The 17,710-nt window shown below is 38.6% G+C and carries 15 protein-coding genes and 1 riboswitch; of the genes, 3 read left to right on the plus strand and 12 right to left on the minus strand.

The annotated features are described in order from the left end of the window. Window positions 1–61: 61 nt before the first annotated feature. A riboswitch (cobalamin riboswitch) is annotated at window positions 62–256 on the minus strand. A gap of 178 nt (window positions 257–434) precedes the next feature. From NQ546_RS13630 to NQ546_RS13640, 3 genes are all read left to right on the plus strand, one after another. Beyond that, on the plus strand, window positions 435–1,667 hold the full coding sequence (locus NQ546_RS13630; RefSeq protein ID WP_004290538.1) for a Cof-type HAD-IIB family hydrolase: 1,233 nt from the start codon (window positions 435–437) through the stop codon (window positions 1,665–1,667). 573 nt (window positions 1,668–2,240) lie between these two features. Continuing rightward, complete coding sequence (locus NQ546_RS13635; RefSeq protein WP_004290536.1) at window positions 2,241–3,752, plus strand: ATP-binding protein; 1,512 nt, start codon at window positions 2,241–2,243, stop codon at window positions 3,750–3,752. A 4-nt stretch (window positions 3,753–3,756) separates the two neighbouring features. Beyond that, complete coding sequence (locus NQ546_RS13640) at window positions 3,757–4,467, plus strand: hypothetical protein (RefSeq protein ID WP_004290535.1); 711 nt, start codon at window positions 3,757–3,759, stop codon at window positions 4,465–4,467. A gap of 385 nt (window positions 4,468–4,852) precedes the next feature. On the opposite strand, the gene NQ546_RS13645 is transcribed toward NQ546_RS13640, so the two are convergent. The 12 genes from NQ546_RS13645 to NQ546_RS13700 are packed head-to-tail and all read right to left on the minus strand — an operon-like array spanning window position 4,853 to window position 17,701. Continuing rightward, window positions 4,853–4,999: a DUF5989 family protein gene (locus NQ546_RS13645; RefSeq protein WP_004290533.1), complete on the minus strand. Its 147-nt coding sequence runs from the start codon at window positions 4,997–4,999 to the stop codon at window positions 4,853–4,855. 1 nt (window position 5,000) lies between these two features. Next, window positions 5,001–6,704 (minus strand): carbamoyltransferase family protein, encoded by a 1,704-nt coding sequence (locus NQ546_RS13650; protein ID WP_004290532.1) that lies wholly within the window; start codon window positions 6,702–6,704, stop codon window positions 5,001–5,003. Beyond that, the gene (locus NQ546_RS13655; RefSeq protein WP_004290531.1) at window positions 6,704–7,909 is read right to left on the minus strand and encodes an MBOAT family O-acyltransferase; all 1,206 of its coding nucleotides are present in this window, start codon (window positions 7,907–7,909) and stop codon (window positions 6,704–6,706) included. The genes NQ546_RS13650 and NQ546_RS13655 overlap by 1 nt, the downstream gene beginning before the upstream one ends. Continuing rightward, window positions 7,906–9,864 (minus strand): GDSL-type esterase/lipase family protein, encoded by a 1,959-nt coding sequence (locus NQ546_RS13660; RefSeq protein WP_229095079.1) that lies wholly within the window; start codon window positions 9,862–9,864, stop codon window positions 7,906–7,908. The genes NQ546_RS13655 and NQ546_RS13660 overlap by 4 nt, the downstream gene beginning before the upstream one ends. Window positions 9,865–9,889: 25 nt before the next feature. Further along, on the minus strand, window positions 9,890–11,035 hold the full coding sequence (locus tag NQ546_RS13665; RefSeq protein ID WP_004290529.1) for a hypothetical protein: 1,146 nt from the start codon (window positions 11,033–11,035) through the stop codon (window positions 9,890–9,892). Next, window positions 11,035–11,907: a His-Xaa-Ser system radical SAM maturase HxsC gene (gene hxsC, locus NQ546_RS13670; RefSeq protein WP_081446763.1), complete on the minus strand. Its 873-nt coding sequence runs from the start codon at window positions 11,905–11,907 to the stop codon at window positions 11,035–11,037. The genes NQ546_RS13665 and hxsC overlap by 1 nt, the downstream gene beginning before the upstream one ends. Further along, the gene (gene hxsB / locus NQ546_RS13675) at window positions 11,904–13,313 is read right to left on the minus strand and encodes a His-Xaa-Ser system radical SAM maturase HxsB (RefSeq protein WP_004290527.1); all 1,410 of its coding nucleotides are present in this window, start codon (window positions 13,311–13,313) and stop codon (window positions 11,904–11,906) included. The genes hxsC and hxsB overlap by 4 nt, the downstream gene beginning before the upstream one ends. Next, on the minus strand, window positions 13,300–13,587 hold the full coding sequence (gene hxsD / locus NQ546_RS13680; RefSeq protein ID WP_004290526.1) for a His-Xaa-Ser system protein HxsD: 288 nt from the start codon (window positions 13,585–13,587) through the stop codon (window positions 13,300–13,302). The genes hxsB and hxsD overlap by 14 nt, the downstream gene beginning before the upstream one ends. A gap of 3 nt (window positions 13,588–13,590) precedes the next feature. Next, window positions 13,591–14,106, minus strand: coding sequence for a hypothetical protein (locus NQ546_RS13685; RefSeq protein WP_004290525.1), 516 nt, complete (start codon window positions 14,104–14,106; stop codon window positions 13,591–13,593). Between the two features lies 1 nt (window position 14,107). Further along, entirely contained in the window at window positions 14,108–15,004 is an 897-nt protein-coding gene (locus tag NQ546_RS13690; protein ID WP_004290524.1) for a peptidoglycan-binding domain-containing protein, read from the minus strand. Then, window positions 15,001–16,443 carry a hypothetical protein gene (locus NQ546_RS13695; RefSeq protein ID WP_004290523.1) on the minus strand — a complete coding sequence of 481 codons (1,443 nt, stop codon included), beginning with the start codon at window positions 16,441–16,443 and terminating at the stop codon, window positions 15,001–15,003. The genes NQ546_RS13690 and NQ546_RS13695 overlap by 4 nt, the downstream gene beginning before the upstream one ends. A 1-nt stretch (window position 16,444) precedes the next feature. Further along, entirely contained in the window at window positions 16,445–17,701 is a 1,257-nt protein-coding gene (locus NQ546_RS13700; protein ID WP_004290522.1) for a protein phosphatase 2C domain-containing protein, read from the minus strand. Window positions 17,702–17,710 lie beyond the last annotated feature (9 nt).

Below are 17,710 nucleotides of genomic sequence, written 5' to 3' on the forward strand. Positions count from 1 at the left end.
AATGATTACTAAAGATTATCTTAAAACATTTTACACACTGCCCGCTTTCCTCGAACGGACAATTTTTCGACTTTGTTTTGCAGGTCTTCTGACTTATTCCTGATGTATCGCCTTCCCATTCCTAATAGAACAGTGGCATAAGAATGATACACCCTCAACGAAATTCACAGCAGCGGGACTGTCCGGGACTTTCACCCGATTCCCTTTTCATCTGTTCCCCGAACAAGGAGACAGAACAAAACGCCGCAAAGATAAGAATATATGTGATATGTCTACCAATCTTATAACAGTTTTTTCAAAAAAACACCGATATCTCTCCCAAAGAATTCCGGCTACAAAAACCATTGCAAGAAGTTTCGTCAAAATAAAATAAATCCAGTCGTTTTTAACTGCCATTTTATTAACTTTGTTAGCGTAATTAAAAGTAAACCGCCATGAAATATAAATTATTAGTTCTTGACGTAGACGGAACGCTTCTCAACAATGAGAAAGAAATAAGCAAACGCACGCTTGCATCATTGCTTAAAGTACAACAAATGGGAATACGTATCGCATTGGCTTCCGGCAGACCTACATACGGTCTCATGCCATTAGCAAAAATACTGGAACTGGGTAATTATGGAGGTTTTATTGTTTCTTACAACGGTTGTCAGATAATCAACGCACAAAACGGAGAAATCTTGTTTGAGCGACGAATTAACCCGGAAATGCTGCCTTATTTAGAGAAGAAAGCACATAAAAACGGTTTCGCCATATTCACTTACCACGATGATACTCTATTGACAGATAGTCCCAACAATGAACATATCCGCACCGAAGCCAAACTGAATAACCTGAAAATCATTAATGAAGAAGATTTCTCCATAGCCATAGACTTTGCACCATGCAAATGTATGTTGGTTAGTGACGACGAAGAAGCATTAACCGGATTGGAAGAGCATTGGAAAAGGCGTTTAAACGGAACTTTGGATGTTTTTCGTTCAGAACCATACTTTTTAGAGGTCGTGCCATGCGGAATTGATAAAGCAAACACCTTAGGTGCTTTATTGTCACATCTGAACATCACTCGTGAGGAAGTTATTGCTATTGGAGACGGAGTATGCGATGTCAACATGCTTCAAATAGCTGGTTTAGGCATAGCCATGGGACATTCGCAAGACTCTGTAAAAGTCTGTGCCGACTACGTGACGGCTTCCAACGAAGAAGACGGTGTTGCCCAGGCTGTTGAAAAAATGATTTTGGCAGAAGTTCATGCCTCAGAAATACCTCTCGATCTGCTAAACGCACAAGCACGCCATGCCCTGATGGGCAACTTGGGCATCCAATACACCTACGCTTCGGAAAATCGCATAGAAGCAACCATGCCCGTAGACCATCGCACCCGTCAGCCTTTCGGTATTCTGCATGGTGGCGCAACCCTTGCACTTACCGAAACCGTTGCCGGACTCGGCTCCATGATTACTTGCCAGCCCGATGAAATAATTGTGGGCATGCAAGTCAGTGGAAATCATATTTCCTCCGCACATGAAGGAGATACCGTACGAGCAGTAGCCACCATCGTACATAAAGGGCGTTCATCGCATGTGTGGAATGTAGACGTATTTACTTCTACTAATAAACTTGTCTCTTCTGTCAGAGTAGTAAATAGCGTATTAAAAAAAAGATAAGTTGACAAAGCACATAATACGGTAGTTTGTTAAAAATCGGCTTTGCCTGAGAAGTTGCCCAAGATTATTCACAAATGGGCGATAGAAAGTTTGTCACAAGAATGTAAATCATAACACATTCTTTCATTAATTTTGAAAGATATGCACATATCATGAGACTCACTTTCCACTCCAGTAGATGCCAGCAAATAGCTTTCGTCATCCCTATTAATATGCTCCTTGAGCAAGCATATCCCCATAAATGCAAAAAGCGTGCAACTCATTGAGCTGCACGCTTTTGCTTATTGTTTGTTATCTGTTTCCTTATCGGAATCATTTGACTTCCTCAAAATCAACGTGATATATCTATCAGCGACTTGTATACACGTGTTGCAAATATAACGCAAATCTGAAAATAAGCATTCATAAGCAACAACAGCTCTTGACTGCAAAAGTACGGATTTATTTAATAAAAATCATGATATAAACGCATAATAATCAAAAGTCTGTGGCAATTTTAACAGATTCTTCGGTTTTATCCTTACCTTTGTGTATGATATTGGGGTGTTATGCCCAAACAACAATAAGGAAACTATGCAGATACATAACAATACATTGATAGCGGAATGCTCGGCTTACGATTTCAAGGAAATGTTGGAGCGTAAGAAAGTGAAGTCGTGGCTTAAATCCGTATCGGCTTTTGCCAACACGGACGGTGGCAGCTTGTTCTATGGAGTGAACGATGACGGAGTGATTGTAGGTTTGGAGAATCCACAAGCCGATGCTGATTTTATCAGTGAAATGATAAAGGCAAGACTTGACCCTGTGCCGGAAGTTCAACTTATTCCGATAGAACACGAAGGGCATACCCTGCTTGAAGTTAAAGTAAAGGCAGGAACGCTTACACCTTATTATTACTATCAGGATGGAACACGTACCGCATACATGCGAATTGGCAATGAAAGCGTGGAATGTAATTCGCAACAACTTCTTTCATTGGTATTGAAAGGTACGCACATGACTTGGGATTCACTGCCTACCCAAGTGGATGCCAGCAAACATTCTTTCATCATCCTTGCCAATACTTTCCGTGAGCAAACCCATCAGGAATGGAATGACAAGTATCTGGAATCATTCGGGCTGGTAACTCCTGACGGCAAACTGACCAATGCAGGATTGCTGTTTGTGGATAATTGCACGGTATTTCAATCGCGTATTTTCTGCACCCGTTGGACTGGACTCTATAAGGATGATGCCATCAGTTCCGTAGAACATCGGGCTAACCTTGTGCTGCTCTTAAAATATGGTATGGATTTCATCAAAAACTATACCATGAGCGGCTGGGTGAAGATGCCAAACTATCGCCTTAACCTCCTCGACTATTCCGACCGTGCCATCTTCGAAGGATTGGTAAACCATCTTATCCATAGAGATTATACCGTGATGGGCGGTGAAGTACATATCGATATTTACGATGACCGTGTAGAACTGGTATCACCGGGCGCAATGCTTGACGGAACACAGATTCAAGACCGTGACATATACAAAGTGCCGTCCATGCGCCGCAACCCCGTCATTGCGGATGTGTTCACACAGTTGGATTATATGGAAAAACGTGGTTCCGGCTTGCGCAAAATGCGAGAATTGACGGAAAAACTACCCAACTTCCTGCAAGGAAAAGAACCGCAATATCAAACGGAAGCGACTTCTTTCTATACCACGTTCTATAATCTGAACTGGAACGAAAACGGAAGAATTCCTGTGGAAGAAGTAGCCAACAGGGTAAATAGTACCCTCGAAAAGTACCCTGTAAACAAAGAAAGTTCGGTGAAAAAGTACCCTGTAAACGAAAATAGTACCCCCAAAAAGTACCCTGTAAAAAGGAATACTAACAAACCTGTTGGTAGAACGGCTCAGCGTATAATAGATATGGTTATATCTAACCCGATGATAACTCGTGAAAAAATGGCAAATGAATTGGGGATCTCTTTGGATGGTGTCAAGAAACAGATAAAGAATCTTCGAGATAGAGGCATTCTCATCCATGAAGGTTCTGATAAAGCTGGCTATTGGCGCATTGTAATTAATCCTCAAACTGAGCAATAAACCTATGGGAACATCTTTCATACCATTCAGTGCTATAATTGCCGTTTTGATTATCGCCTTTTTGTTTGCCTCCTTACCGCAGGTAAACCATAAAACGCGATACAGAGTGCTTTACGCAATAGCCATCATCATGCTATTTGCTGTTATTCCTATCAGTGAGTATATGGCTGAGAATACCAAAAATTCAAACAGCAATTATCTGCTTGTTCTGATATTCAATATTGCAGTAGGTTATTTCTGTATGTACATTGCCGCATTGCTGAAATTCAATGTCCTTAAACGAAAAAATCAAGCATTGGAAAATGCTTTGACCGAAAGGCAACAAGAAAATGTAGCAATTCTATTGGAGCATCAGAATGAAAAGCAACAAGCACTTCAGCAAAGAGAACTTGAATGGTTGGCAGGGAAAATAAAGATATTTACCGAAGAAGAACAGAAAGCAATTCTTGCCTGTGCATGTGCATTTGCAGAACATGACTTGATAATCGCTCCATCAATATCTATTCAGCAAAAAGATACATGTAGTCAGCAAGACCTTATGTATTTTGTTTGTTCTGCTTTTTTCAACATGGGTAAGAAGCGTAATGATATTGTAAGTTTCTTATCTCAGGTCTTTCCGCTTTATTTTCCTGCAGGAGAAAGTGTATTGGCTAAAAAGATGCCGGGAGTTGAAAAGATAAAGAAAATGAGAGAGAAAGAAAATAAATTTAAGTAGGAGTATTCAGTAAATATCCCTAAAAAATAAAATGGTATACGCCATTTTTATTGTAAACTGTATAAGTCTACATAAACATAAGGGAGCAGGATGCTCACGATAATAACACCTGGCATAATAAACACTTGCCTTTGTTGAGGGTTCTGTCCTTTCAATGATGTCCTATATTTGTTCTCTTGTCATAATCCAATGTTTTATCCCATGTGAATAAAATCGTCTTGACTATAAGTTTTGTTGAAAATAATCCATCTACCTCCTCTGTTACTGTGCATGAATATATGATATGGCATTATCACAAATAACCACACAAGTGTCAACAAGACCGTAACGATAGCCTTGTTTACAATCTTTCCAACGGAGTTGATATGTGCAAAAATCTTTTTCATCAGAATAATGTGTAAATGAATGGTGCTATTGCAGTATCTGCAAAGATTACGAATAGCCCAATTATCAACAGCAACAGAATGATTGGTGCAAGCCACCATTTCCGTTGTGAGTATATGTATATAAATAGTTCCTTTATTAAATCCATATCACTTCTTTATCAAATTATTACCTATTACCAAAGCATCCAAACCAGAGTTTAAGTAAGTCCTAATTGCATCTTCCGGAGTGCATACTATAGGTTCACCCATGACATTGAAACTTGTGTTCAGTAACATCGGGCATTCTGTTTTTTCATAGAATGCTTCAAGCAATTTATATAGCTTGTTATTATATTCTCTATGTAGAATCTGAGTTCTTGCACTCATATCTTCATGAGTAACTGCATCAAATCCCTTTTTCTTCATTGTGTAGGTGAACATCATGTGTTCGCTTTCTGTTCCGTGTAGTTCCATTATCTCATCTGCATACTTATCCAGTACTACAGGTGCAAACGGACGGAACTCTTCACGAAATTTAATCTTGGAGTTGATCTTGTCTTTCATCTCTGTATTCCTCGGATCTGCAAGAATACTTCTGTTACCCAAAGCTCGTGGTCCAAACTCCATTCTGCCTTGGTACCAACCGACGACTTTTCCTTCATGCAACAGTTCTGTTACTTTGTCACACAATTCTGCATCTTTAAGATGCTTGTATATCAATCCGTTATATTCAATTGCTGCCACGATACGCTTATCATCATACTCAGGACCTATGAATGAAGTATCCTCAATCTTACCATTCATCAATGATGAGCAAACTAATGCTGCACCAATAGCACATCCAGAATCATCAGGAGCATAAGGCACATATATATTGTCAAACAAGTGAGTCTTTAGTAATACACCATTGGCAGCACAATTCAAAGCGCAACCGCCTGAGATACATAGATTTGTCTTACCCACTATGTTCTTTACAGTAACTGCTAACTTACAGAAAATCTCTTCCGTAATTAACTGTATTGCCAAAGCAAGGTTCTTGTGAGATATGGTAATTTCTTCTCCAACATCTCGTTTACTGAGACCAAATAACCTTTCCCACTTCTTGTCATTGACCATCTTATCGGAATACATGAAAGAGAAGTACTTTGTATTGAGCACAATACCTCCATCCTCATGAATCTCTACAAGATTATCCTTGATTATACTGACAAAGCGATTTGTTTCTTCCGAATTCTTGTTGCCGTATGGTGCTAATCCCATGACCTTGTATTCATCAGAGTTCACTTTGAATCCCAAGAAATACGTAAAGGCAGAATACAATAGTCCTATGGAGTTGGGATAAATTTGCTGTTGAATCAAAGTAATTTTATCGTTAGACACACTATAAATAGATGTTGTAGAATCCTCACCAACCGCATCCAATACCAGTATTGCAGCATCCTGATATGGTGATAGGAAATATGCGTTAGCTGCATGTGCGAGATGATGATCAACAAATCGAATGTCAGCCTTAACACGACTATAGACTTCTTTCAATTCTTTCTTTATGGTCTTTCGCATATTCAGTCGTTCTTTGAGCCATATAGGAACAGACTTCAAGAAACGATCATAACTTTTGGGAGCATAAACAATACTATCCTTAATGATGCGTTCGAACTTCCTGAATGGTTTCTCGTAGAAAGTAATAATATCCACATCATCTAATGATATTCCTGCGTATTCCATACAAAACTGAATAGCCAAAATCGGGAACCTGTTATCATGTTTCTTTCTGCTGAAACGTTCCTCCAACGCTCCAGCTACGATTTGTCCATTCACTATTAGTGCAGCAGACGAATCATGATAATATGCAGTTATTCCCAATACGACCATCAGAACTTCATATAAAAGAAATTTATACTTGGATTATTTGCCAATAAGATGTCAAGCACAAAAATTATACTTGTTATTGGAACTTCTTTCAAAATATAGCGATCCGAATCCTTGTGTCTGAATATGATATCCTTGGTAGAACTTCTGTCAGCAAACCATAATGCACACAAAGAAACAAATACTCCAACCACAATAGAATTGTCTATAGGTTGATATTCCGTAACCTTTATAAGACGAAACACAAAATCTTCAATCTCATTAACATCAAACAATTGCCATAGAAGGGTGCAAACCAGAAAGACGAAAGCCCCATAGTATCTATTGCCCTTGATATTAAGGTTTCGTTCCGTTATTAAAAGTATCGCATGAGTTATTCCCCATACGATAAACGGGATAGACAAGTCATGCCATATTGCACTAATAACAAAAACCAATAAGATATTCAATATCCATTGCCTTGCTGATATTCTGTTGCCACCTAAAGGGATGTAAATGTAATCTCTCAACCAAGTTCCTAATGTGATATTCCATCTCTTCCAGAAATCTCGAAATGTCCTGCTACAATATGGTGAATTAAAGTTCTCTGGAAGATCTATACCTAACAATTTACCAAATGCAACGGCAAAAATAGAATACGCATAGAAATCAAAGAAGAAAGCCACTCCATAACATAAGATGCTGCAAACCTCATTCAATCCATCATAGTCGTCATTGCATAGGATATATAATCTGTCTGCAATGACAAATTTATAGAAACACGCAAAGATGCACATCTTGATTGGAAGATAAAGTTTCTTCAATGTAGGTTTCTTCTTCCCTCTCAGTTGTCTAACAAAATCATCGGCTCTATCAATCGGGCCTGCAAATATCTTTGGAAAGAAGAATAAGTAACAGAGAATTTCCAAAGCTGTATAATTCTTGTAATCACGATATTGGTTTATAATCAAAGATATTGCAGAAAATGCAAATACAGAATAACCCAAAGGAAGGATCAATCCCAACGAACTCTTCAACGTAAAGAATGCCGAAACGAGAACAGCGATATCAGTAATTACCACAGCTTTACTCAGGCTCTTTCCTATGAATTTGGAAGATAACACGATGATAACAGACATAACAAGAAACATCAAGACATACATCTTGACGAAGCAAGTCAATACACCTACACTTGACAACCATATTAATATCTGATATAGTTTTGTCATTTTTTTAGCTTTATATGGTAAATGCCATCATTGATGCCGAAGACACCTGCAAACCATAGTTCATCATCAGAAATGCCAAAAGCAGGATCCCACTCATCACCGAGAGTATGTGTTATCTGTCGGCTTTGCTTCTGTTCTATGTCATAGATAAACAAATCCCAATTTGTATCCTTGTTTCCTGCATAAGCAATGTACTTCCCAGAAGGTGATACCGCAATATCCCAAATATCGTATGGATGCTTTAATACAACGCATTTCTTGCCTGTTGCTACGTCATAGCTTTTAATCACAAAGTGGCTATCTTGTGTTTCTTTCTGAATATAATAGATATGTCGATCATCATTCGAAAATACTGGTCGCCAACATTCTACACCATCTTCAAATTGCGTTTGTCTGCCTGTTGCGATATCATACAGTACAATGCTGGGAGTCGTGTGTTCCATTGTCCAGGAAGGAAAGGCTATCTTTGTCGCCGATTTATTGACACATGGAATAGCTCCCTTTGCTGGTTTCTTGTTAATAGCAACTTGATGTCCTTTAAAAAAGTCATAGAGAATAACATCTGTATTCAAAGACTCTTGTTCACCCTCTGTAAACACAAGGTATCTACCATCATTTGAAATCATAGGATGTACCAGTTCGCTAACACCTCGCCACAATTCCTCACGATAACCATTGTTCATATTCAATCTATTTATGGTATAATAGTGTTCTGTTTGAGACTGATACACCATAGTACCATCGGCATGAATCGTTGGATATCGCTCATGGTAATTACCCTCACTCAAATAGTCATACCCACCACTTATCGAGCTTAACTCTTTGACAATCCTCTCTGCTATAAGCTGGTGTCCAACTACATTCATGTGCTCATCATGTGTAAAGAATGGAAATGAGTTGGATTGCCTGAACTCTGTTGTCAAATCATAAAGTTCCACTCTAAGAGCATTCGCTACCGATTGGCATAATTTATTTGGAATAGAAAGGTCAATCTCTTCTTTGCTTATATTGTACTCATCTAAAACCTCCTTCAACAATTCTGGCGAAATCTGTTCTTTTGAAGGGATAAAGATAAGTACCAACTTACCACCGATAGATTCAACTTCTTTTTTGAATTCTGAGATACTTTCCTTGAAAGCCCTCTTGTCGGCTTCCTTGTAATCAGACGTTTGTTTGAAGAAGATATTGTTGTCGATATTATCTTCCTTGTTAGGAAAGAATGGTTCCGTCCATCTACCTAATGGCAACTCATCGCTATTGGCTATGTTATATTCGAAGTAGCGATATAGCGCCGACCACTCCATGATGTAATCCTGTAAGGATGGCTGATGTTCTCTGATATTCATAAAGTCGTTAAAAGCTCCTATCTGAAGGAACACAACTTTGGGAGACAACTTTTTGCCCTTGTCTTTGAAATAATTCAACTCATCATAAAGACCAGCCCCACTTATACCAGCATTAACTATGACTTTATCGGGGAAGTCTTTGTAAATCAAAGAGCTGAACAACTGATTGTATTCTACCTGAGCACCTTGTGTATATGAATCTCCGATAAACAGCCAATCACATTTTTCAATCTTCTGATTCTGTGAGGATAAATCATCAACTCTATATCCTTGACAATTTGTCTTGTATCGTGTTACAAATTCAGGGTCATTGAACTGTTGATCGAGATAAGGTTTATTGAAATAGTATTTCCCATGCAGTTCATACAGGTTCGGTATCTCTTTATATGCATACACCATCGTGAAAATCACCTCTGCATGAAAGAGTATGCTCGCAATAGCAGCAAGGTTGAATGCCCAAACTTTCAACCTCAAACTACGAACTCTCGAAATGGCTAAACCAATGCTCACGATAGTTATAGGCAATAAAAAAGCAATGACCATACTCTGGTAGTATTGCCATAAAACTATTGGATTCCACAATAGCAGTAGCACCAATAGTAGGTTCATTACTTTCAGTTGCTTTCGAGTCATTCTACATTAAAGATGAAATCTGTGACCTAATCTGATTCTCAAATGCTGTTTTCTCAATGCATTCCAGTTTGGATATGGTTTTCAGTACTTTTAAGTTAGAGACATTGGGCCAGGCCACAATATCTAACAGAGGATCTAATGTTGAGAGATGCAATGTGGCAAACTTATTTCTGTTAAATTCCAACCAGCAGATGCCTTCTGCCTTTCTCGCTGTATATAAAGCTATTCTACAGGTTTGTATGTTCGGAGTAATATTGAATACATTACATGCTATATAATACATGAGCGACAAACAGGTGTAGGCATAATCCCGTTGAACATCACCTTGTGTCTTTGCGCGAACAGATAGCTTGCCAGTTGTCTTCAGAGTTGCTTTTTTCATTGGCATCTTCAACGAAGGATCTTCAGTCAGCTCTATGCTAACGTCGATACTCTTAGCCGCCTGATTGTATTTGTAATCCAACTCTATAATGAAAGGCACCATCAATGTATTAGAGAATGAGTGAAAGGCATCATCAACTATATGATTCTCGCCATCAATGATTTCTTGTTGCGCTCTTACACTCGCATCATATTCCTTCTTGAAAGAAGCATTGGCTCTATCTGCTTGAGCTTTTTCAATAAGATTGAACAACGTCAGAATCTCATACCATGCGTCCATACGTTGTTTCTTCATGCTCTCTAAGTTTGCCTTCACAAACTCAGATTCACTAACAGAAGAACTTTTGGGATTGTGAGCCAAATTTCTTGCTTCACTCATAACAAGCTCTTTTATTTCGTTGTCCGTAGGTTTCTTTATATCCAATGTCTTCCACTGGTATGCGTCTTGTGGTTTTACATTCTGCTGAACAGAATACGATGAAGCCAAACGTAATTTACTCTTCTTTTGTATTACAGTATAAGCATCCTGTGCATCCTCATACATCTTGAGCATAATGTTGGTCATTTTCTGCTCTGTGGCCTTATGGGTAGAGCTTCGTTTTGCTGTTGACTCGCTTATATCGCCATAGACTGTAAAAAGGTATTCACCATCAGGGGTCAAGCACAAGGTCACTCTTCCCGATTTGTAAGAACTTAATACAGTGTACGTTTCTGAAAGCGAAACGATTGGCTTTGGCGGTTTTGAACATATTCTGATTTTTCCCATTATTGTATCGCTTTTAATCCTTTGTATGGTTTTATTGATGTTGTGAACAATCCACAACACATTTCTTTCTTTTTACATTCTTGGCAGATGTCAGGATAGTCGTTCTTCCAATCTGATATGCTCTTTTGGGCGAAATCATGGAAGCTATCGGGCAAGAGGCACAACGGAATGTTGTATATACACACATTGTAGCGCCATTCATCCAGAAATTTCACTGCATTCAATAGATGTGCAATATAATCCTTCGGCTCAACCCAAATATTTTTAGAGTTCTTGATGGCATATCCTGTATATTCCATACCCATAAATGCTATCCATGCAACAAAGGGTAGATTCTTGTGGATAAATTCTGCCATAGGCAGGAACCTTCTGTAGTTAAGCTTATTCATTACTATTCTCAGTTCAATACACGCTCCTACAGATGCCAAGTTGTACAGTCCTATTATGGTTTCCTCAAAAGCACCCTTTGCTCCTGCAATTATATCATGATCCTTATAAAAATCGGAATGTAAAGGTATGCCGAAGATGATACGTCCTTCACCAACTTCCATTAAGGTAGATGTGTAATCTGCATCTCTGAAATTGCGACCATTGCTAAGAATGTGAATATCGGTGTCAGGAAGTTGCTCACGAATATACATTATGAGAGAGATTAGCTTTTCGCCTAATAAAGTTGGCTCACCTCCTGTAATACCTATTATGGGTAAATCCTTGGGAGCGTTTTGTATGCGTAACAGGTTTTCTTCGTACAACCAATCAATGTCATCAACATTTATCGGTGGTTGACAGCACATCAAACAATGATTGTTACATTGTTCCGTACAGAACAAAGTATTGTCGTTAGATAATATGTCTAATGGTCTTTGTTTCATACCAACCAACTTTTGAATATCGGCATCACCTCATCATGACGCGTTACTATTAATTCTATAATGTACTCGATGATGGCCTTGTTCTTCCTGCATAACCATGAGTTTGGTCTGTAACCATACGTATCACCTTGGGTAGAATAGTTACGTACAGGATCAGCACCACAATACATTCGTATTGGACAATCAGAGCAACCTGCTATCGTCTCGTTACACCAAATCTTTCCCAATTCTCTTGCCTTCTGACCATAGACAATATCTTCATATTTGTCATCCACACTTCCCAAGCGGAAAGTGTAATCATTGAATTCTGCCAGCATACGTGACTCATCCGATGCATACACATAGCCATCATAATTATATACAAGGACAGAGTTTATGATGCCTGCCGGTGATTGCAAGTCAACAAAACCTGTACAGAAAGGTGTTAACATCTTTCGAAGAATAATAGCAGCAAACTCCTCAATGAAAAACTTTCCGTTAAGGTTAAGCTCTATAATGTGATTAAGGGCTTTCTTGTAGAAATCAATGAACTTGTCTGTATATACGTCCCAATCGGAATTATCTCTTGCAAGTCCGTAAGGATTTAATGCTCTTAGAAAGATGCTGTTGAAGCCTAATCTGTCGTATTCATCAACTATTTCATTTGGGTGAAGAACACCTTCTTCCGATGCAGTCATCAAAGCAGAGACTTGGTCATACCCTAATAATTCTCTTGCCTTTGTTATGCCGGAAACAACCTTCTCATAACTATCTTTCTTGCCTCTGTTTCTATTATGTAGCCATTCAGGACCATCAAGAGATGTAGAAATCAACACATGGTAGGTTTGACAAATATCCATTATCTCCTCTGTCAGATTTATGCTATTCGTACAGAGAACGTAATCTATCTTCCTTTTCTCAGTCTTGTTTGTTTCTTCTGCGCATTCTATGCCATATCTAATCAGCTTGGGCTCCAATGTAGGTTCTCCGCCTTGAAACTCCATTGTAAGAAATGGAGAGCGAGACTTAAACATCAATTCCACTGCTTTGCCCATTGTATGAAAGCTCATAGAACAATGTTTGCTTACCTCATCTTGACTTGATGCTTGACAATATACACAATTCTGATTGCAACGAAGGGTTAGGACGAATATATGGAGTGCGGTAAAGTTGTCCAAAAAACCTTTCTTCTCCCTAAGTCTAGCGGCATAGACATTCATCAACGGGGAGAAATAATTGTTTGTTACAAAGAAATTGGCATAAAGGCTTTTGAATAACTCTTCGTCAATAGCTTCCTTGTTCGCTAAACGGCATGCGGTACCAATCGGAACGACAATCATGTCCCCTAATTCATTTATCAAAACCTCTTTATTCTTGATCCTGATAAAGTTAAACGGAAGTATGTGATACTTATTAATCGAAATCATTTTCGTCTAAATTGTCAAATTCGCCAAATGCCTTTGCATATAAAATTGTTTTAATGTCCCTGGTCTCTGTATTGATGATTTCCCTTAACTTAAAATCATTCATTTTATTCCAAAAATCGTTGACATCAAAATCATCGTCTGTTTTATGAATTATTGTAAGAATCTCGTAATTGTTGACAAAGGTTCTTGCTATACTAAATTTTTCAGACAATAGATATACAACTTTGGATATACAAGAGTCCGAATATATATTTCTATCTACTTTTATCTCCATAGGTTATAGAATTTTGGAAAGAACCTCACGAGTGCATACTCCATCTACAGTCATACCATACTTTGCCTGTATATTCCTTATGCATTGCTCCATTCTAAGATCAAAACATGTCATACCTTTGATTTTAGTCACGTGTTGTTTGTCGTATAGACCTTTAGAGTCCAAAATCGCAGCTAACATATCTATGTCAGCCCCATACATTCCTTTTAAGATAGCCCTGTCTCCCAACACCATTTCCATAGGTGACCTAAATGAAGTGCATCTGCTTCTTCTCCCTGAATAATGTGAACGGTGAGAATAATGAGAACGATGGCCAGCAATCAAAGTGAACTTACCATTTCCATTTAATTTTATGATGTTTTTTATAACAGATTTCTTCTTACTTGTAACTGCTTGTTCATCATCATTATTTCCTACAGTATACATATAATCGTTTGTGTCTTCTACATCATTTCCCGATATGGAAAATACAGATGCAACTAATAAAGACTTTATTATATTTGATGCTATTCTATTCATGTTATTGTGCCTTTGTTTTTAACGCTTTGATAGTTGCCTCATCAGCTCTTCCTGTAACACTAAGGTTGTTGTATGCTTGGAAGAAACGAACTGCTGTTGCAATATCCTTAGTAAACTCTGTCCTACCATCATTTGTCATGACAATCTTCTTCGGATCTGGAGCGAATCCAGCCTTAGTCAACAGGTTCACAAGTTCTGTCACATCAGTACCCTTATCGGTTGATGATTCTGAATATGATAACTCACGAGTACCAAGGATAACGGTTGTCTTGCTATTATTCCATGACTTCAACTTGTTAATGGTAGTTTGGTCTGCAATACCAGTCTGAGGCAAACCTGCATCCTTCTGGAAGTGCTTGACTGCTGATGCTATGGTAGCATCATAGAGAGAATAGCCCTCCTTTTCCTTTATCCAAGAACGGTTGATGTATAAAGCTGTTGCAAGGTAGCCTGTAAGTGAGGTTACGTCACTTCCATGGATACCAGTCTTTAATGTTCTATCACCGATTGAATAATCACCTGCTGTCTTTGGCTTAGGTTTGCTGTAAGAATACGAGCCGCTACGAGAACTTGATGAGTAATGACTTGAACCACCTCCGTATGATGAGTAATGAGAGTAGTGTGACCTGTGACCAGATCCACCACCGCCACCACCTGAACGATGTGACATGTGCGAACGATGGCTTGCAATGTATTTCACTTCACCATTCTTATTGAGTTTTGCTACATTCTTGAATACCTTTCCCCATGAGCGTTTAGTCTCACCGAAGAAATCATCATTATTGACAAAGTCAGGTATAATAGTGGCGGTTTCTTCTGCTTGAGCATGAGTTGACAATAGTGCTGTAGCTGCAGAAAGCAACAATGCCCTTATTTTGTTTTTTGCTGGATTCTTCATTTTTCTTTCGTCTTAATAAGGTTCAACCAATAGTTGTCGGGAGATACAGCCAGAAGTTGATCAAGGTATTTCTTACCGTCCTCCGTTAGATGGCCTCCGTTGAACGAAATTATTTCTGCCAGTTGGTCAACTTCTTCTGATACTGTATTTTGCAAATCTATTTTGGTTTTTTCAATCCAGTCGCTCTTATTCTGATTTGCAGCCAAGTATTCCGTTGGAATAGAATTCATAAGGGCAAGTATCTGTCCGTATTGCTTTCTATCTATCAAAGAAGTTACTTGGTCTTGCATCTTTGCGAAACAAACATCTGCTTGTGACAATGCTCCTTCCTTGTAAGATGATGTTCTGAAACTTCCGTCATACAGGTTGGAGGCTTGTATAAAACCTGCAATGGCTTTTCCGTAATTTCCATTGGCAAGATAACCGTCTGCTGCTTTCATCCTTTGCTCATAAACGTTGATTTCGTCAGTAGATACCGCATAAGTTCCACCATAATAGCCGACTCCGCAGAACATGGCTGCAGGCATTGCTATCTTCAACAGCATCTGACGAAAGCGACTACTATCAGAAACAATGTATGATGACAAGATTCTGTCTTTTTCTGTTTTGCACCAATCATCATACTTAACACCCATTTCACCATACAGACCTTTTATCTCTGATTCCATTTTTTCGATGTCAGACAGTTTATCAGAAGCATAGTGTCCAGATTTGCTGATGTATGAAGCTGATGGCTTGACAAGTGCAGTATTCAATAGGTTGGTGAAATCTATCTTCTTTGCATCCAGTACTTCTTTGACAGTGTTTACCTTCCTCTGTCTATGACTGTTCAAAGTCTTTTCCTTCAGATTCTTGCACCAGTTGTTATCGTTGATACCTAATTGATTGCTGATGACATGAATCTTACCTTCTATCAAATACAGCTGATTCTCTGCTGACGCTGGATAATAAGCAACTGCATCCCAAATAATATCTTTTGGAAGTACAAGAAGGGACTTCAATGCCTCATCATATTCTTTCTTCAACTCTGCCAACATTCCTGGAAGTTTATCCAATATGTTATCCGACTCGTTTATGTATGGGTCAAAGCTATTGCTTGAAGGTTCCTTGACGGCTGTCTTTAGTCCTAAGCCGTAGCATATAGAGTCGAACACATAATTGACAACGTCTTTCTTGAACTTTGATTTTTTGCTGTAATCTTGCTTAATCATTTCTATTTCTGCAAGATAAATTTTTCCAGACTCGTTGAAGGCATTGTAAATGCGTTGCCCATAACCAGTGGTCAGTACATCTTTCAGAACAACCTTAGTGGCAGGGTATTCATCGTAGGCTGAATAGTCAGCAAGGATATTAGCCAACTGAACGGTTCGGATGGGTTCTGTACCATTCGTTTGGATAATATCCTTTATGCCTGTATGTAATTGGTATTTTTTATTCATGTCATATATCGAATTTATACATCGGATGACTCAAAACTCTCAAACGTTTTCTTATTTGTTCTGCAGTCAGAGTTTGGCGCTTTTCCTCCTCCTTATACTCATATAATCCTATTTCGTCATCGTAATCTGCATGAGACGATGTTGATGGGAGTTCACTTGTGAATCGGTTATACTTGGTAACTAGTTCTCGTTTGGAAATAAACAGTCGTTCAATATCTGTCTGAGCATACTGGGCCTCTATCAATTCCTTCTTTGTATAAAATTTAAGAGGAGAGTATTTCGACATCTTAGCTTTTGCTACCAGAATTTTCTCATTAACAGCAGCTATCTGTTTCTCCACGTTGCTTCTTTGCCATAGTATGAGCTTAGGTAGAATGAATTCTAATTCCTTTTCGTCATATAGGCAAGCTACAGACATATCGTCCTGGCTTCCAATCTTGCTTAACTGCGGAAGCGTATCTTCTATTTCTTTCTGTGCATCATTGTTTGACGTGTTAGCAATGAGCTTCAATATCTGAATATAGAAGTTCGCCTGATTGTATGACTCTCCGAAAGAGTCGTCCAATCCATCAGAAGCAAGGAAAACAGCTACAGGATAATCTCCATTGCCTTGATAGCAATAGCGGAATTCAGATAGCGCATCTGTATCACAAATGGATGTTGTCTTATTCAGAAAACATCGTTCATCCCAAGGGATAGGTTCATTCCAATTACCATCTCCATCAAAAGAGAAACACTTCCCATCTCCGAGGTGGAAAGCAAACCAGTACATTGGTGTTCTGACATAACACATCAATGTACAACCGTATGTCTTGTCTATGGAGTGAGGATCTTGTGGGTCAGTAATCAACTTAAGTTCTTCATCGGTAAATGGATTTTCTTTTGCATGTTGTTCTACCATAGTTCTCCATCCGAATATGATTGACTTAAACAGCTGATTCAGTTGATCATCTACTTTACTATTCTTTCGTAGATTCTCTTCTTTGCGCTCGGTTGTCAACGCCGATACTGCTGTAAATGGTTTTCCCTCAAATATGCTGGAATCTATATTTTCAACAAATCCCATTACTTTCTTGAAAGTACATTCAACTATTGTCTTTGAACCGACATCACTTCTGAAATACCTGCTACCACCATGTCCATCACTCAAGACAGCCACTGCAATACCATTATCAGTACTACACATTGCATAGTCCTGACATACTTTACCTGTTGCTTTATGGCTTTCTCCTTGACAAAAATGAACTAATTTCTCCATCAAAGAAAC

The sequence above is a fragment of the Bacteroides eggerthii genome, assembly GCF_025146565.1.
In the GTDB taxonomy this organism is placed as follows: Bacteria; Bacteroidota; Bacteroidia; order Bacteroidales; family Bacteroidaceae; genus Bacteroides; species Bacteroides eggerthii.